At 34.1% G+C, this 16,504-nt stretch carries 14 protein-coding genes; 9 read left to right on the top strand and 5 right to left on the bottom strand.

The features are described 5' to 3' along the window. Positions 1 to 18 precede the first annotated feature (18 nt). Positions 19 to 807, top strand: a complete 789-nt coding sequence (locus ACKTTZ_RS08130; RefSeq protein ID WP_407848269.1) for an FkbM family methyltransferase — start codon at positions 19 to 21, stop codon at positions 805 to 807. Beyond that, complete coding sequence (locus ACKTTZ_RS08125; RefSeq protein ID WP_407848267.1) at positions 807 to 1,628, top strand: class I SAM-dependent methyltransferase; 822 nt, start codon at positions 807 to 809, stop codon at positions 1,626 to 1,628. Before ACKTTZ_RS08130 ends, ACKTTZ_RS08125 begins: the two co-directional genes overlap by 1 nt. Before the next feature lie 1,572 nt (positions 1,629 to 3,200). Here ACKTTZ_RS08125 and ACKTTZ_RS08120 read toward each other — a convergent pair. Beyond that, positions 3,201 to 4,391 carry a phosphoglycerate kinase gene (locus ACKTTZ_RS08120; protein ID WP_034694037.1) on the bottom strand — a complete coding sequence of 397 codons (1,191 nt, stop codon included), beginning with the start codon at positions 4,389 to 4,391 and terminating at the stop codon, positions 3,201 to 3,203. Positions 4,392 to 5,035: 644 nt separating this feature from the next. Here ACKTTZ_RS08120 and rpiB point away from each other — a divergent pair. From rpiB to tsaB, 7 genes are all read left to right on the top strand, one after another. After that, a complete protein-coding gene (gene rpiB / locus ACKTTZ_RS08115; protein WP_034694035.1) occupies positions 5,036 to 5,470 on the top strand; it encodes a ribose 5-phosphate isomerase B in 435 nt (144 codons plus the stop codon). A gap of 336 nt (positions 5,471 to 5,806) precedes the next feature. Then, the gene (gene rnr, locus ACKTTZ_RS08110) at positions 5,807 to 7,960 is read left to right on the top strand and encodes a ribonuclease R (protein ID WP_034694032.1); all 2,154 of its coding nucleotides are present in this window, start codon (positions 5,807 to 5,809) and stop codon (positions 7,958 to 7,960) included. 249 nt (positions 7,961 to 8,209) lie between these two features. Beyond that, a complete protein-coding gene (locus tag ACKTTZ_RS08105) occupies positions 8,210 to 8,896 on the top strand; it encodes a LysE family translocator (protein ID WP_034694031.1) in 687 nt (228 codons plus the stop codon). After that, positions 8,893 to 9,822 (top strand): LD-carboxypeptidase, encoded by a 930-nt coding sequence (locus ACKTTZ_RS08100; protein ID WP_034694030.1) that lies wholly within the window; start codon positions 8,893 to 8,895, stop codon positions 9,820 to 9,822. The genes ACKTTZ_RS08105 and ACKTTZ_RS08100 overlap by 4 nt, the downstream gene beginning before the upstream one ends. A 42-nt stretch (positions 9,823 to 9,864) precedes the next feature. Continuing rightward, a complete protein-coding gene (locus ACKTTZ_RS08095) occupies positions 9,865 to 10,236 on the top strand; it encodes a YraN family protein (protein WP_253317090.1) in 372 nt (123 codons plus the stop codon). 82 nt (positions 10,237 to 10,318) lie between these two features. Continuing rightward, positions 10,319 to 11,068: an SDR family NAD(P)-dependent oxidoreductase gene (locus tag ACKTTZ_RS08090; RefSeq protein ID WP_034694026.1), complete on the top strand. Its 750-nt coding sequence runs from the start codon at positions 10,319 to 10,321 to the stop codon at positions 11,066 to 11,068. Between the two features lie 81 nt (positions 11,069 to 11,149). After that, a complete protein-coding gene (tsaB, locus tag ACKTTZ_RS08085; RefSeq protein ID WP_034694025.1) occupies positions 11,150 to 11,830 on the top strand; it encodes a tRNA (adenosine(37)-N6)-threonylcarbamoyltransferase complex dimerization subunit type 1 TsaB in 681 nt (226 codons plus the stop codon). Between the two features lie 17 nt (positions 11,831 to 11,847). On the opposite strand, the gene ACKTTZ_RS08080 is transcribed toward tsaB, so the two are convergent. The 4 genes from ACKTTZ_RS08080 to ACKTTZ_RS08065 all read right to left on the bottom strand — a co-directional run bounded on the left by ACKTTZ_RS08080 (position 11,848) and on the right by ACKTTZ_RS08065 (position 16,384). Beyond that, positions 11,848 to 14,406 (bottom strand): tetratricopeptide repeat protein, encoded by a 2,559-nt coding sequence (locus ACKTTZ_RS08080; protein WP_407848262.1) that lies wholly within the window; start codon positions 14,404 to 14,406, stop codon positions 11,848 to 11,850. A gap of 148 nt (positions 14,407 to 14,554) precedes the next feature. Next, positions 14,555 to 15,118, bottom strand: coding sequence for a Maf family protein (locus ACKTTZ_RS08075; RefSeq protein WP_407848260.1), 564 nt, complete (start codon positions 15,116 to 15,118; stop codon positions 14,555 to 14,557). Positions 15,119 to 15,126: 8 nt separating this feature from the next. Next, positions 15,127 to 15,645: an HAD family hydrolase gene (locus tag ACKTTZ_RS08070; RefSeq protein ID WP_034694018.1), complete on the bottom strand. Its 519-nt coding sequence runs from the start codon at positions 15,643 to 15,645 to the stop codon at positions 15,127 to 15,129. Further along, positions 15,635 to 16,384, bottom strand: coding sequence for a Rossmann-like and DUF2520 domain-containing protein (locus ACKTTZ_RS08065; protein WP_407848258.1), 750 nt, complete (start codon positions 16,382 to 16,384; stop codon positions 15,635 to 15,637). Before ACKTTZ_RS08065 ends, ACKTTZ_RS08070 begins: the two co-directional genes overlap by 11 nt. Between the last annotated feature and the right edge of the window lie 120 nt (positions 16,385 to 16,504).

Genomic DNA, 16,504 nt, shown 5'->3' with positions numbered 1-16,504 from the left:
GAAACATTAAAAATACATATGAAAAGAAAAATCCTCACAGCAATTAATTTTATAGGATATGATCTTAAAAAATTAGAAAAAAAAAAGGTTTTTAAAGGGAAATCTTTATTTAATGAACTAACATACCACCCTACTCCAATTGGTAACTATTATGTACCAAAAGAATTAAACAAAGATGCAGTTGCGCAGAAAATGAAAAGAGGGTTATTTTATGATGAAAATATAATTTCTATAGCCAAAGAATATATTCAGAAGGACACTATAGTTCTTGATATTGGTGCAAACTATGGTCAAATGTCATTAGAATTTTCTAAATATGTAGGGGAAAATGGTGCAGTTTATTCATTTGAAGCACAAAAAAAAGTATTTGACATACTTAATTTAAATATAACTGCAAATAATATAAAAAATATAGTACCATATTATAATGCGGTATATAATCAATCAAATAAAAAAGTATGCTTTCAGGAGATAGATCTTAAAAGATTTTCAAGTCTTGGATCTTTCGGAATTGACATCAACAATCACAAAAGCTCTCAAATAGATACTATCACAATTGATTCTATCAATTTTGATAAAAAAATAAGTTTTATGAAAATTGATATACAAGGAGCAGATCTATTTGCCCTGGAAGGTGCAATAAATACTATAAAACAGCATAAAATGGCAATTGTATTTGAATATGAAGAACAATTCCAACAAGATTTTGGAACCTCTTTTCAAGATTATATTGATCTGGTTCATAAGATTGATTACAAATTTGTAAAAACAATTGATAAAATTAACTATCTAATAGTTCCTAAATAATGAAAATAAAGGATCATTTTCTTTCCAATGAGATATTTGAAATAAGAGAAACAGAAACAAAAGGAGTTTTCAAAACCTCTCCTGTTCCATCCAATATTTCCGCATATTATGAAAGTGAAGATTACATTTCTCATCATCAGGATTCCGGAAGCCTGAAAGAAAAGCTTTATAAATTTCTCCAGTCTTTCAATCTTCAGTATAAAAAAAATATATTAGTAGACAGAATAAAAAAAGGTTCAAAAGTTCTTGATTATGGATGCGGTGCCGGAGAGTTTGTAAAGCATATAGAAAATGATTTTGAAACCCTCGGTTTTGAACCCGACGCTGATGCAAGAAAAGCTGCAAAAGGAAAAATAACAAGAGCTTCCATTTTAGATGATATTCATAAAATTGAAGATAATACCTTAGATGCTATTACACTATGGCATGTATTTGAACACATCGAAAACCAGGATGAAATGCTTCGTACATTTCATAGAAAATTAAAAGAAAAAGGAATTCTTGTCATTGCAGTTCCCAACCCTACTTCTTATGATGCCCAACATTATAAAGAATATTGGGCCGCTTATGATGTACCAAGACATATCTATCATTTTTCTAAAAACGGAATGGAAAATTTAATTTCTAAAAATCCCGACTGGAAAATGAGAAAAATCAAACCCTTAGTCCTTGACTCCTACTACATCTCCATGTTGAGCGAAAAATATAAAAAATCTCCTCTATTATGGCTAAAAGCAGTAGTCTACGGAACAATTTCGAACGTAAAAGCATTGTTTTCCAACGAATTTTCAAGTTTGATATATATTATCGAAAAAAGATAGAAAATCGATTTTTAACCCATTTATGAAGGTCAATTTTCAGCATTTTTAACTTAAAAAATAAAAAACTCAGGATTTTTTCTCCTGAGTTTTCTTTTTCTGGATTACATTCATATTTTAAGTTCTACTCCTATTTTAGAAAAACTTAAAAATAAAATTGAAATTTACATTCCTTACCTATCAATAAAAAAATATCTCCCCTACTCCATTTAAAAAAATAAAGAGAAATACAAATTACCTTTCCTTTTATCTTCTTAAAGTATTCCTTGAACTTTTTAATTCAAATTTTAACAAAAGCATAAAAAACAGCGAAAAAGAGAAGAAATTTAGTTTTAACAGGATAGATTATCACGAAAACAGCTTTAAATTAACCTCAAAATAAAATAATATATAAATACTCTAGAAAAGATAGAAAATCGATTTTTAAGCTATTTATGAAGGTCAATTTTCAGCATTTTTATTGCAAAGAAAAAATTAAAGCTGATCCGGTAAATATATTTCTAACGACAAAAAATAGAAAATCCAATTTCTTCCTAAAGTAATTCTTCCACCATAAAAAAAAGAAGCTCCCTACTCCACTCTCTCTTTTTTGATAAAAAATAATTTTTCCCTATTTCAAAAAATAAAAATGATAAAAATTGAAAGGTTCTATTTTTTAAAAAAACTGGACAAAAAGTAAAAATTAATAATTATAGAGAATTTCAAAAATCAAAAATCAATAAAAAAATTTAAAACTTAAAAGCACTAAATAATTTTAAATTCATAGCAACTTTTTAAGTTTAAGAAATAAAAAATTAAAACTTACTTAAATTTATCCTGGAAAGAAATCTTAAAAAATCAAAAAACTAATTAACTTATTCATTTTAATATACTTACCTATTGATTTCTATTATTTTAGTAAGATTATCACATGAAAATAATAAATGATAAAATAGTTGATAATTAAGTTTAATAATTAATAATCAACAAGATACAACACTATCACTATTATGTGAAATAAATGAATCTTTGAATTAAAGATTTAAAGTTTTCAAAAAATTATATTTTCCATTTTTCTAATAGAAATTTAAATACTAAAACAATATAAAATACTATTACCAGAAACCGGTAATTTTAAAACTACTCACAAAAGTTCTTTTTCAAAAAAGATAATTAAAGCCTGCTTACAATTGGAAAAAAATAACAAATCTCTCCTTCCAATCTACTAGCAATTTTCATAAAATCATATCAACTACTTCTTCTATATTTTTCGAAATACAAGGTATAATTCATAGAAAAAATACCACTTTTTATATCAATAATATTGCAAAAATAATGGTCATTTACCAAAGCAAAATGAGAATAAAACCAGAAATAAAATCACATAAATTTATAAATTTTACAAGAATATTCTGATCATAAATTTCCTAAAAAATATAAGTCTCTGAAAGAGAATTCAACCCTTCTCTATATAACTATAAGTTATATCTAAAATAGTACTAAAACTCCTATCAATAAAGGATTTTCTTTAAGTTTAAGAAATAAAAAAAGCCTGCTAATTATATTAGCAAGCTTTAAAATATCTGTTATTTTATATTAATTATTGATTGCAGCTACTCCTGGTAATTCAAGTCCTTCAAGACTTTCAAGCATTGCTCCACCTCCGGTAGAAACATAGCTTACCTGATCAGCATATCCGAATTGCTTCACGAAAGCAACACTGTCTCCTCCTCCTACTAAAGAGAAAGCTCCTAATCTTGTTGCTTCAGCAATACTCTCCCCTAATGCAACTGTTCCGCCAGCAAAATTTGACATTTCAAAAACACCAATTGGCCCATTCCAAAGAATTGTTCTTGAGTTTAATAATACATCATTGAACTGATCTCTTGATTTGTGACCTGCATCAAGTCCCATCCATCCTTCAGGAATTGTATAAATATCAACTTCTTTTCTCTCCACATCATTACTAAAGCTTTCAGCGATGATGGCATCAGACGGAAGATATACTTTTACTTTGTGCTCTTTAGCTTTTCCTAAAATCTCAAGGGCCAAAGGAAGTTTATCTTCTTCTACAAGAGAATTACCGATTTTCCCTCCAAGAGCCTTAATAAAAGTAAATGCCATACCTCCACCAATGATCAGATTATCTACTGCAGGAAGAATATTTTCTATAATGGTAATTTTAGTTGAAACTTTAGAACCACCCAAAATAGCTGTAACGGGTTTCTCACCACTTTTTAATACTTTATCGATTGCCTGAAGCTCTTTAGCCATTAGTAAACCGAAATATTTAGTTGATGGAAAATATTGAGCGATTACTGCTGTGGAAGCATGAGCTCTGTGCGCCGTACCAAATGCATCATTTACATAAGCATCACCTAACTTTGAAAGCTTCTCTGCGAATGCAGCGTCTCCTTTTTCCTCCTCGTTATGAAAACGTACATTTTCCAATAGTAAGATCTCTCCTGGTTTTAAATCTGCAGCTGCTTGCTCTGCCTTCTCTCCAATGCATTCATCAACAAATTTCACTTCCTGTCCTAAAACTGCAGAAACTTCGCCAACAATATGTTTAAGAGAAAATTCATCTTTAACCTCTCCCTTAGGTCTTCCAAGGTGTGTGATTAAGATGACAGAACCACCATCATTAAGGATCTTTTCCACCGTTGGTTTCACAGCCACAATTCTTGTGTTGTCCGTCACCTTCAGTTGATCGTCCTGTGGAACATTGAAGTCCACTCTTACCAGAGCCTTCTTATCTTTAAAATTAAGATCATTGATTGTTTTCATAAGTAGATTTATTTTTTGCTAAGCCCTATGAAACCGCCGTGCTCAAAATCCGTTTTAGCTTTCGGTAAAATCTCGCAAGAACAATTTCATAAATCTCATTGAATTTTTGTTTCACAAATGTAAGGTTTTAAACTTTTTCAACAGTTTGATTAAAATAAAAGTTTTCAAAAACTTTCCCCGAACCCAATCACCCATTAATCAACAATTTTTTCTCTTTTAAAAAAAAGAATAATGTAGTTGTTGTTGAGTGTTGTTAGTTTCGGGGATAAGTTTTAAGCTAAAAATTGATAACATTCAACTTTTATTCAACTCATATTTAACTCACAATATAAATCCCTGTAAACCCGCTATTTCACACACTTATTAACAAATGTTGATAACTTTGAAATGAAACCATTATTAGTTATTTTATTATGGAAAAATCTGGGGATAGCTGAAGAAAACATCTGGAAAGTTGTGGTAAAAGTTTGAGGAAAGATTTTCTATTACGAAATAAATTGATCTTTAAAAATAGAAAGTTGAGAAAAGTTTTCCACAGTTATTCACATACCTTTTCACAATTAACTCAGGGTTTACTAACACGAATTGTTATTATTCTTACCTTTGTAAGGAAATAGAATCTAATAAAGCTTAATAAGAGTATTATGAAAAGAAAAATTGCTATCGCAGCGGACCATGCAGGCTATGAATATAAGGAGATTGTTAAGAACTACCTTTCAGAACGTTTTGAAGTTCAGGATTTTGGAACGTTTTCCACAAACAGTGTGGATTATCCGGACTTTGTACACCCTGCGGCAACCTCTGTGGAAAACGGAGAAAATGAGCTGGGAATTCTGATCTGTGGAAGCGGAAACGGAGTTCAGATCACTGCGAACAAACACCAGAAGATAAGATGCGCATTATGCTGGATGCCGGAGATTGCAACACTGGCAAGACAACATAATGATGCAAACATGATTTCAATGCCGGCAAGATTTATATCTAAAGAACTGGCTCTTGAAATTGTAGATAAATTTCTTTCAACAGACTTCGAAGGTGGAAGACACCAGAACAGAGTTGACAAAATTGCAGTTTGCTAATTATAATAAGGCTTGTAAATCACTTTACAAGCCTTATTTATTTTTTATTCGTACATTTGCAGTGTCCAATAGAAATTACACTCTATTATTCTCCAAAGCCTTTCTTATATTTGAAACATATTTAATAAAAGGTTTTTCTCTTTTCTTCTCCAGAATTGTATTAAATTTATACAAAACTAAAGCTCCCGTTGTAAGCAAACTGAAAGATAATTTCTGATGATTTACGGAAAGATTCTAATGATGAAATTGAATAACCTTATACAAAGGAACGAATAAGGAAGATTTAGAAAAAGGTCTTAGTTGAGATAAGACCAAAACAATTAAAAGAAAATTAAAATGCCAAAAAAAAGAAAATATATAAGTCATAAAAATGATTTAAAAATGATGGAGATCGGAAGAATGATCCTCCGTTTTATGAATGCAAATTCATCCAAAATTTATAATTATAAGCAGATCGCTGACGGAATAGATTACAAAAATCCAAGACAAAGGGAACTTGTGATCCAGGCACTGCACAAACTTCAGGGATCTGAAAAAATCAAGGAAGTAGAAAAAGGAAAATATATCGTAAACCTGAAAATCGCAGGAACGCTTACCGGAACTATTGACTTTAACCAAAGTGGAAATGCTTACGTAAGTGTGGAAGGTTTGGAAGATGATGTCTTCGTTCACGCCAAAAATGTGAAGGATGCATTGCAGGGAGATAAGGTTCTTATTATAACTTATCATTATAAAGGAAAGAAACTGGAAGGCTCTGTTTTGGAAGTTTTGGAACGTACCAGAACAGAATTTGTAGGGACCTTTCAGAAGGTTGCTCACAAGGAATTTGGGTTTGTGGTTTGCGATAAAAAATCAATCAACACAGATATCTTCATTCCGAAAGGAAAATTCAGCACAGCTGAAGATGGTGATAAGGTTATTGTAAAAATGACAGAATGGAGACCTGGTGATAAAAATCCGGAAGGTGAAATCATTCAGGTGCTGGGTGCTCCGGGAGAACATGAAACGGAGATCCACTCTATCCTTGCAGAATATGGTCTTCCTTATGAATTTCCATCGGAAGTAGAAGCTGATGCAGATAAAATTGACAGAAGTATTACGGATGAAGAAGTTACGAAGCGATGGGATATGCGTAATATCTGTACATTTACCATTGACCCTAAGGATGCAAAGGACTTTGATGATGCTTTATCCATGAGAAAACTGGAAAACGGAAACTGGGAAATCGGAGTTCATATTGCAGATGTATCTCATTATGTAGTGCCGGGAACTATTCTGGATGATGAAGCCTATCAGAGAGCTACTTCGGTATATCTTGTTGACAGGGTTGTGCCGATGCTGCCGGAAGTTTTGAGTAATGATGTTTGCTCCCTTCGTCCACACGAAGATAAATATACCTTCTCAGCTGTTTTTGAACTGAATGACAATGCTGAAATTCAGAGACAGTGGTTTGGAAGAACGGTGATCCATTCAGACAGAAGATTCACTTATGAGGAAGCACAGGAACGTATTGAAACCGGACAGGGAGATCTGGCGGAAGAAATCAATACGCTTGATAAACTGGCGAAAATAATGCGTCATGAACGTATCAGAAAAGGAGCTATTACTTTTGACAGAAGTGAAGTAAGATTCAATCTTGATGAAAATAATGAGCCGATTGGTGTTTACTTTAAAATCAGTAAAGACTCCAACCACCTGATCGAGGAATTCATGCTTTTAGCCAATAAAAAAGTATCAGAATTTGTATCTCTTTCAAGAAAAGGTGAGATCACCAACAATACATTTATTTATAGGGTTCACGACGATCCGGATCCTGCAAAACTGGAATCGTTGAGAGACTTCGTTGCTACTTTCGGATATAAAATGGATTTGGCCAATACCAAAAAAGTGGCTGCATCTTTGAATAAACTTCTTCATGATGTAAAAGGAAAAGGGGAAGAAAATATGATTGAAACTCTTGCGATGAGAAGTATGAGTAAAGCGGTATACTCTACAGAACCTATTGGCCACTACGGTCTGGGGTTTGAGTATTACAGCCACTTCACCTCTCCCATCCGTCGTTACCCGGATTTGCTTGCACACCGTCTTCTTCAGCATTATCTGGATGGAGGAAAATCTCCGAACAGAGGTGAGCTTGAAGAAAAAGCAAAACACTGCAGTGCGATGGAAAGACTGGCAGCAGATGCGGAAAGAGACTCCATCAAATTCATGCAGGTGAAATTCATGGAAAAACATCTGGGAGAAACATTCAAAGGAGTGATTTCCGGAGTAGCAGAATTTGGTTTCTGGGTTGAAATTCCTGAAAATGGAGCTGAAGGTCTTATCAAGCTTAGAGATCTTGTGGACGATTCCTATATGTATGATGCAAAAACCCATGCCGTATACGGAATTAGACACGGAAATAAATACCAGTTGGGGGATGAAGTTCAGATCAAAGTGGTAAAAGCCAATCTGATTCAGAAGCAGCTTGACTTCCAGATTGTGAAGTAAAATAAGTAGGTCTTTAACAAGACTGTAAATAAAATTATAAAGACTGATGGATTATAAAACCATCGGTCTTTTGTTTTTTTAGCATTAAAAAGTATGAAATTAACGCTCCTCTCCTATTTCTTAAAAATTTTACATTAAAGTCTGATTAAAATCTACTTGATATATCACAACTTTATTGAATAATTAAATCATAAAGTCTAACTTTGTATTAAACGAAATGAATTTTTATTCATTTTAAAACACCACTTAATGCTAGAACTTGTACTATCTGCCATCATATTAGGATTTATGCTGAGCCTGGTTTTCATAGGACCTATTTTTTTCCTGCTAATTGAAACCAGCTTTTCCAGAGGCCCCAGACATGCCTTGTCACTAGATCTTGGTGTGATTACTGCAGATTTATTATGCATTGTAGCGGCGTACTATGCCAGTACAGATATTGTTTCTTTAATTGATAAACATCCCGGTTTTTACAGGATCACCTCTATTCTTATTTTCATCTATGGAATTGTGATGCTGGTTACCAAAACCAAAATGCACATGCCCGGAGAAGAAAAGATCATTGGTCAAAATTATATTAAGACCTTTTTCAATGGTTTTTTCTTTAATCTTCTGAATGTTGGAGTCATCCTTTTCTGGCTGGTAACGGTAATTTCCGTAAGAAATCAATATCCGGACACCAGCAGTTTTATTTTATACATCAGCATAGTACTGGCCACTTACCTGTCTATAGATCTTGCCAAGATATTTCTTGCCAAGCAATTTCACGATAAATTAACACAAAAACTAGCCAACCAAATCAGAAGAGTTGTTGGCTGTATTCTTATTATCTTCAGTTTCTTTATTTTCCTGCAGAGTTTTAAAAAGTTCAACCAATTTGAAAAACAGCTGGAGGAAGCAGAAAAGAAAGAAGTAAAATATCAAAAAACAAAATGAAAAAAATGATCTTTCCAAAGTCTCTTAAAAAAGGAGACAAAATAGCTGTTATTTCCCCTGCAGGAGCCGTAGATACGACTCAACTGGAAAAGGGAATAGAAATGATTAAAAGTAGAGGTTTTGAACCTGTTCTCGGAGAACATCTCTACACTAAATTTTCAAACGGATATAATTACGCCGGAACAGAAAAGGAAAGAACAAAAGATATCAACTGGGCCTTAAATGATACGGAAATAAAAGCTATATGGGCTTCCAGAGGTGGTTACGGATGCCAGCATCTGCTTCAACACCTGAAGTTGAAAAACTTTACAGAAAACCCGAAATGGTATATCGGATATTCAGACAATACAGTCATACAAAGTTATCTGCTTAAGAAAGGTTTTGTTTCCATTCATGGACAGACCATCAAAACATCCAGTTTTGGAGTGACAGATGAAAGCTATGATCTGATCTTTGATATCCTTAAAGGCAAAAAGCCTAAATACAGCCTTAAATCTCATCCTTTAAACAAAAAAGGGAATATCCAAGGAGAATTGGTTGGAGGGAATTTAGCCCTTATCTACGCCCTTCTGGGAACCAAATATTCATTCGATTTTAAAGATAAGATTCTGTTTATTGAAGATATCGGAGAAAACTTCTATGCACTGGACCGTATGATTATGAGTCTGGAGCTGGCAGGTGTCTTCAATAAAATCAAAGGATTGATTGTTGGTGGAATGACCAATATGGGAGATGAAAAGGAAAATAAAAGCTATGAAGAAAGCTTTGATGAGTTCGTATATAAGCTTATTTCTGACAGAATTTCAAAATATAAATTCCCCGTAGTATTTGCTTTCCCGAATGGACACATTAAAGACAACAGGCCACTTTTAATCGGTGCAAATGTGAAAATGAAAGTGGATGCTAAAGTAAAAATAGATTTTTAAAGCAGCACTACTCTCTTATCTCCAAACTCTTAAATACATACTATGGCTCATCATAATGATTTTGGAAAAATAGCAGAAAATCTCGCTGCTGATTATCTTCAGAAAAATGGTTATAAAATCAAGGCCAGAAACTTTCGTTTTAAACAAAACGAAATTGATATCATTGCTGAAAAAGATAACCAGATTATTATCGTGGAAGTGAAAGCAAGATCTACCGATGCCTTTATGCTCCCTCAGGAAGCTGTCACAAAAACAAAGATAAAATCTATTGTTTCTGCAGCCGATCATTATATGGAGGAATTTAATAAAGATCAGGAAGTCAGATTTGATATTATCTCCGTTCTTCCCGATGATAATAAAGACTTAATCATAGACCATATCAAAGATGCTTTTCAGGCCTTTGATGCAAATTAATAAATCAATACAACAATGTTTGAATGTAACAGAATCATGACATTGATAGAGGAGTGCATTCAGACATGTAACAACCAATTTTATGAAGACAATATTGATCACCGGAGCCACTTCTGGCATAGGTAAAGCCACTGCAGAGCTTCTTGCAAAACAAGGAAACAGAATTATTATTTGTGGAAGGAGAAGTGAAGTGCTGGAAGCTGTGAAAACAGAACTTTCTGAATTTACCGAAATATTTAGTTTAATGTTTGATGTAAGGAATCTCGAAGAAGTTGAAACCGCTATTAATTCTCTTCCTGAAAATTGGAAAGAGATTGATGTTCTGATTAATAACGCAGGTAATGCTCACGGATTAGATCCTCTATCAGCAGGTAAGACCAATGACTGGGATTCTATGATTGACGGAAATGTAAAGGGATTACTCTATGTTTCCAAAATGATTATTCCAATTATGAAAACTAAAAATTTAGGTCATATTGTAAATATCAGTTCTGTCGCAGCAAGACAAACTTATGCGAATGGAGTAGTGTACTGTGCAACGAAGAAAGCAGTAGACGTTATTTCAGAAGGAATGAGACTGGAACTTACTGAATTTGGAATCAAAGTGACCAACATTCAGCCCGGTGCTGTAGAAACAGATTTCTCTTTGATAAGATTCAAAGGTGACAGTGAGAAGGCTTCAACTGTATATGCAGGTTATGAACCTTTGAAGGCAGAAGATATTGCTGATGCTATTGCTTACTGTGTGAACGCACCGAAACACGTTACCATTTCAGATATGACCATCTATCCAAGTGCTCAGGCTGAACCAAGAACGATTTATAGAAAATAGTTCAAAATAATGGAGTAAATTTGCAGAAAATTAAATGCGATTTTGCTTTTGCAATATTGCTGTTTAGCTTAAAACAAAAAAATGAAAATTCTATATCTAGAAACATCATCCAAGAACTGTTCAGTAGCCATATCAGACGATGAGAAGCTATTATGCCTTTGCGAAGAAGTTTCTGAAAACTATAAACAATCCGAAAGTCTTCACACCTATGTTGAATGGGCATTGGAAGGAGCGGGAATTTCGCTTAAAGATATTGAAGCCGTTTCTTTAGGAAAAGGGCCCGGATCTTATACCGGCTTAAGAATCGGAGCAGCCTCAGCAAAAGGGTTTTGTTATGGACTCAAAGTTCCTTTGATAGCAGTGAATTCTCTTGAAAGTATGATAGAGCCTTTTTTAGGCGATAACTACGATTTTATAATACCTTTGATCGACGCAAGGAGAATGGAGGTTTATACGGCCGTTTATGACGGTAAAACAGGGGAGGAGTTATCCAAGACCGAAGCTAAGATTTTAGATGAAACTTCTTTTGAAGAATTTAAAGATAAAAAAGTTCTGTTTGTAGGGGATGGTGCTAAAAAAGCAAAAGAGATTCTGAATCTCCCTGATGCTGTTTTTAAAGAAGATGTTTATCCTTCTGCACAATATCTCATCAGAAAGACTCTGGAGAAAATACAAAACAAAGAATTTGAAGATATGGCTTATTTTGAGCCTTTTTATCTCAAAGATTTCCATGGAGTAAAGAAAAAGAAAAGCGAAGAATAAATCTTCGCTTTTTTATTTTATTGAGGTCTTGGCGGGATCTTCGATCCTGATTTTGTCTCATTAGGTTTTTTAGGATTTTGTGGTTGACCCGGACTTGCCTGTTGAACTGTATTTATATTATCCAGCTTCTGTACTTTTCCACTGTTCATTTGTGGAACTCCCGTATTTTGGGTGTTAGGTTGTACAGGCGCTCCTGATGGTTGTTGAGGAATATTATTTCCTTTATTGTCCGTTGCCTGGAAGCTAAGGTCACTTTTCAGATAATTCAGCATTTCTTTAGCTCTTATCCCTTCAGGTGTTTTGGAATAATTCAGGGCAATCTGTTCCAACTGCAGAATCATAACTTCCTTCCCACTTGATTTTCCTGCATTGAAAGCATTTAATAAATACAGTTTAGGAACCAGTGCATCTTTCGGAAACTTTTGAATCGTCTGATCTATAATATCTTTACTTTCCACAAATTTTTCTGATTCAAATAACGCATACGCCTTTTTGTATTCGTTTTCAACTTCTTCAGTTGATTTTACAAATGACTTGTTCTTAGGATTTCTGGCAAATTCAGCGTAAGAAGTATAAGGATAATCAGCTAAGAGAATTTGTTTTGCTCTTTCAGAAGCCTGGGGATTTTTCTCATAATTCATAGCAAAAATCTCATACAGTGCCTGTAGCATTACTTTTTCTTCCGGTTTTACATCTACAAGGTCATAAAGCGTTTTCGTAGCCAGTGGAGTATTGGTAAAATAATTCTGATACATAATTCCCAAACCTAAAGAAGCGGTATCTCTGTCTTTTTTTAACTGAGATAATTTTCCCTGATCTGTAGGAATCTGTTCAATATAGAACGCAGGCTCAAAACGTCTTGGATTGGGCGCTGAAGTTACTCCTAACGCTTCATTTTTCATATCTTCAATAGAGGCCATTTTCTTAGAAGAACGCCAGTTATCAGCAAGAGCACGGTCTCCCCAGATTTGCTTAAATGAAGAGGTACCTTTGCTTACCGTTCCTGAATTGCTGAAATAAAATCCTTTTGTCGTGATTCCGAAGTCCTCAAAAGAATTAGAGCTGTTGGCAAAGATAGAGTTGGCACTATAATCTCCGGTATCAAAACCTTTACTTCTTTCTGCACGTCTTCTTTCCTGTTCTTCTTTCTCTTCTTTAATCTTTAGTTTGGCAATATATTTTGTGAAATAATCTGTTTTCTGGCCATCATTCATCTTTGCCAGAGAAAGAATACTGTCATTCTTTTTAATAAGATAATAGTTTTTGGAAATCTTTTTGATGTATTCGGATTGATCCTTTAATAAGATCTTTGAAGGTTCATAGGTCATTACAGCAAGCGCAGAATCATAATAACTTCCAGCTCCGATATAATCATTTTTGTCAAGGTAGCTTTTTCCTATTTCATAATAAGCCAATCCACGGATCTGAGGATCAGAAACCTTTTCAAAAAGGGATTTTCTGAAGAATTGCTGAGCTTCATCCTTTTTACCAGCTTTATTGGCCATTAACCCTAAAGCATAGTAAAATTCATTTTTTCTGGAGCCATACATTCCTTTTTTACTGATTCCTTCCAGATAATTTTTTGCTCCGGCATAGTCACCTTTACCGTTAAAAGTTTTGGCGATGGCAACCTGAGATTTTACTTCAAATTCGAAATCACTGGCATATTTATACGCTGCAGCATAGCTTTCTCTTGCTTTATCATTCTGGTTCAGATTTTCCAGAACCTGACCTCTCAGATAAGCGATTCTACTCTTCAGTTTTCTGTTGCTGTTCAGTTCAAAAGCATTATCAAGTTCTTTGGCGGCCTCTTCTTTCTTCCCGGCATCAAGCAAAGATTCAGAATAATAAATACTCAGAAGCTTTGCATAGCTTTTACTGATATCTTCACTTTTCAGTTTGGCAAAAGTTTCATGTGCCCTGTGATAATCTTTGATTTTATCATACGCAAGCCCTTGATAAATTCTTGCGAGTGCAATCCTTTTATCATCTTTCATACGGGTGAAAACATAATTCAGAGCGTCAAGTGCCTCAAGAGATTTGCCCCGATAAATTCTTGCCTGGGCAAGGATCATGTAGGCATCAAAAATCTGTTTATTTTTCTCTTCACCATTTCTGGTTACAGAATATTTATTAATAGCTTTTAAAGCTTTTGCTTCTGCAATTTCCAGCGTAGTAGCTCCTTTAGACTGTTCCCCGTCAGGTCTTGAAGGCCCGCCTCCCGGAGGTCCTCCAGGGATATTCGGAACTCCTGAATTACCTCTTCCCGAAGGTCTGTTGGCTACTTCAGCCATCTTCATAGAATTTTCGGCAAAAGCCTCAGTCTGTCCAAGATCACTTCCCAAAGGCTGTTCTTCGTAAGTCAGAATAGGAATATAAGGAGCATAAAAGTTGTCCTTATGCCCTTTGTCTCTGGTGGTAAACTCACTGTTTAATGCATCTTTTGCATTAAATAATGTGTTATAATATGTGGAAAATCCTTTCAATACTCTTGAACGCTGCTCCGGCTTTTTTGTTTTGGTAGCACATGAAGCAACTAGACATATGACTAAAAGGAATAATATATTCTTTTTCATTATTCAATATAACTCGCTAATCTGCTTTTTATTATCAGCAGTTTGATGATTTTGTAAAAATAATAAAATTTTATAATGAATAATATTTATATTTCTTCAGGAAGTATTTTATTTCTTCTTTAATGAGCGTTTTGAACCTGATAATCTTTTAAATAAGAGAAGATTCTTTCAGAATTTTATAAACAAGATGGGTAGGAAGTCCCATAATGGTATAATAACTTCCTGTAAGGCTTGTGATCTTTGCCATTCCCAGCCATTCCTGAACACCATAACTGCCGGCTTTATCAAAAGGCTTATAATTCTGAATGTAATAGGTTATTTCTTCCTCTGAAAGTTTGTCCAGAGTAACATCCGCTACATCTGTTTCTGTAAAAGACTTATTGGCTGTTTTGATGGTAATTCCCGTGTAGACCTGATGTGTTCTTCCCGAAAGACTTTGAAGCATGGTAAAAGCGTCTTCTTCATCTTTAGGTTTTCCCAGGATCTGATTATCGATAGCGACTACCGTATCGGCGGTCAGAAGTACTTCACCCGCTTCCAGATCTCTGAAAGCTGAAGCTTTTAAGTCAGAAAGATAAGCTGCGGCTTCTTCTATTTTGATATTTTCCGGAATAATTTCCTCACAGTCTATTTTTACGACTTCAAATTCAAAGCCTAAACTCGAAAGAAGTTCTTTTCTCCTTGGGGATTGTGATGCTAAAAGTAATTTCATACAGATACTTATACAGATTGAGTATTATCGTCATGCCAGTTCCCCTGAACTTTCATTACCTGTTCAATTACATCACGAACTGCACCCGTTCCTCCTTTTTTAGGGGAAATATAATCGGAAATTCCTTTTACTTCAGGAACAGCATTTTCAGGACATGCCGCAATGGCTGAACTTTCCATGATATGAATATCCGGAAGATCATCACCCATGGTCAGTATTTCTTCATTTTTAAGATTATATTTCTTCTTAAAGTCTTCGAAATCATCTATTTTATTGTGAGACTTCGGATAGTAATCCTGAATACCCAGATAATTGATCCTGTGCTTTACCATTTCATCATTTCCACCCGTAATAACACCGATTAAATAATTGTTTTTTAAAGCTTTAACTACCGCATAGCCGTCCAGAACGTTCATTACCCTGCACATATTTCCTCCGGGAAGAAGATAAACACTTCCGTCTGTGAAAACGCCGTCAACATCAAATACAAATGCCTTAATATCTTTTAATTTCTCTTTATAGCTCATACATTGTCTGAATAGAATGATTCATTGTTTTATAAATTTCAAGACTTTCGTCTTTTAATAACTGTTCGTGCAGCTGTAAAATCCTTACATCATTTCTTACTGCCGGACCGGTTTGTGCCTGTTTAGGTTCAATTTCATGAATTTTCTGAACCGTTTCATCAATCAGTGGCAGGAAATAATCAAACGGAATATCCTGGGAATCTGAAATTTCTTTAGCTCTTGAAAAAAGATGATTCACAAAATTGCAGGCAAAAACAGCCGTCAGGTGAATATATTTTCTTTTTTCATGATTGCTTTCCATTACTCTTTCCGAAATCTTTGAAGCAAGATCAAACAATATTTTCTGATCTTTTTCATTTTCTGCCTCTATGAAAAACGGAATTTTTTCATATTCCAGTTCTTTGGATTTTGAAAAAGTCTGTAAAGGGTAGAAGCTGGATTTTCTATACTTACCAGCCAGAACTTCTTTTGGAAGAGATCCGGAGGTGTGGGCAACCAAACAGTCTTTTTTTGTAATAATTTTTGAGACTTCTTCTACAGAATGATCACTTACACAAAGAATATAAAGATCTGCTTCTTCCAGATGATCTGTAGAGTAAGGAATATTTAATTCTTCAGAAATTTTACCTAATTCTTTTTCGTTCCTCCCAAAAATCTGGGCCAGAGGAATACTTTTCAAAGTGAAAGCTTTTGCCATATGATAGGCTACATTCCCGGAACCGATGATTACAATTTGCATATAACAAATATAAGATTTTAAGCTGAGCCGGGAAAGGAAGATGGTTTCATAAATCCTGTACTTCAATATAGGCACGTTTATTGCGTAAGTGTCTCATATTATTTTTAATATTTACATTGA

This window comes from Chryseobacterium sp. KCF3-3 (genome assembly GCF_045865955.1).
Taxonomy (GTDB): Bacteria; Bacteroidota; Bacteroidia; order Flavobacteriales; family Weeksellaceae; genus Chryseobacterium.
The sequence above is the reverse complement of the archived record's forward strand: the minus strand, read 5'-3'. Positions and strand labels throughout refer to the sequence as shown.

Coding starts and splice junctions, on each gene's coding strand:
- ACKTTZ_RS08105 (WP_034694031.1), top strand. CDS start 8,210: ATGCTAGAACTTGTACTATCTGCCATCATATTAGGATTTATGCTGAGC.
- rpiB (WP_034694035.1), top strand. CDS start 5,036: ATGAAAAGAAAAATTGCTATCGCAGCGGACCATGCAGGCTATGAATAT.
- ACKTTZ_RS08130 (WP_407848269.1), top strand. CDS start 19: ATGAAAAGAAAAATCCTCACAGCAATTAATTTTATAGGATATGATCTT.
- ACKTTZ_RS08065 (WP_407848258.1), bottom strand. CDS start 16,384: ATGCAAATTGTAATCATCGGTTCCGGGAATGTAGCCTATCATATGGCA.
- ACKTTZ_RS08090 (WP_034694026.1), top strand. CDS start 10,319: ATGAAGACAATATTGATCACCGGAGCCACTTCTGGCATAGGTAAAGCC.
- ACKTTZ_RS08125 (WP_407848267.1), top strand. CDS start 807: ATGAAAATAAAGGATCATTTTCTTTCCAATGAGATATTTGAAATAAGA.
- ACKTTZ_RS08095 (WP_253317090.1), top strand. CDS start 9,865: ATGGCTCATCATAATGATTTTGGAAAAATAGCAGAAAATCTCGCTGCT.
- rnr (WP_034694032.1), top strand. CDS start 5,807: ATGCCAAAAAAAAGAAAATATATAAGTCATAAAAATGATTTAAAAATG.
- tsaB (WP_034694025.1), top strand. CDS start 11,150: ATGAAAATTCTATATCTAGAAACATCATCCAAGAACTGTTCAGTAGCC.
- ACKTTZ_RS08100 (WP_034694030.1), top strand. CDS start 8,893: ATGAAAAAAATGATCTTTCCAAAGTCTCTTAAAAAAGGAGACAAAATA.
- ACKTTZ_RS08120 (WP_034694037.1), bottom strand. CDS start 4,391: ATGAAAACAATCAATGATCTTAATTTTAAAGATAAGAAGGCTCTGGTA.
- ACKTTZ_RS08070 (WP_034694018.1), bottom strand. CDS start 15,645: ATGAGCTATAAAGAGAAATTAAAAGATATTAAGGCATTTGTATTTGAT.
- ACKTTZ_RS08080 (WP_407848262.1), bottom strand. CDS start 14,406: ATGAAAAAGAATATATTATTCCTTTTAGTCATATGTCTAGTTGCTTCA.
- ACKTTZ_RS08075 (WP_407848260.1), bottom strand. CDS start 15,118: ATGAAATTACTTTTAGCATCACAATCCCCAAGGAGAAAAGAACTTCTT.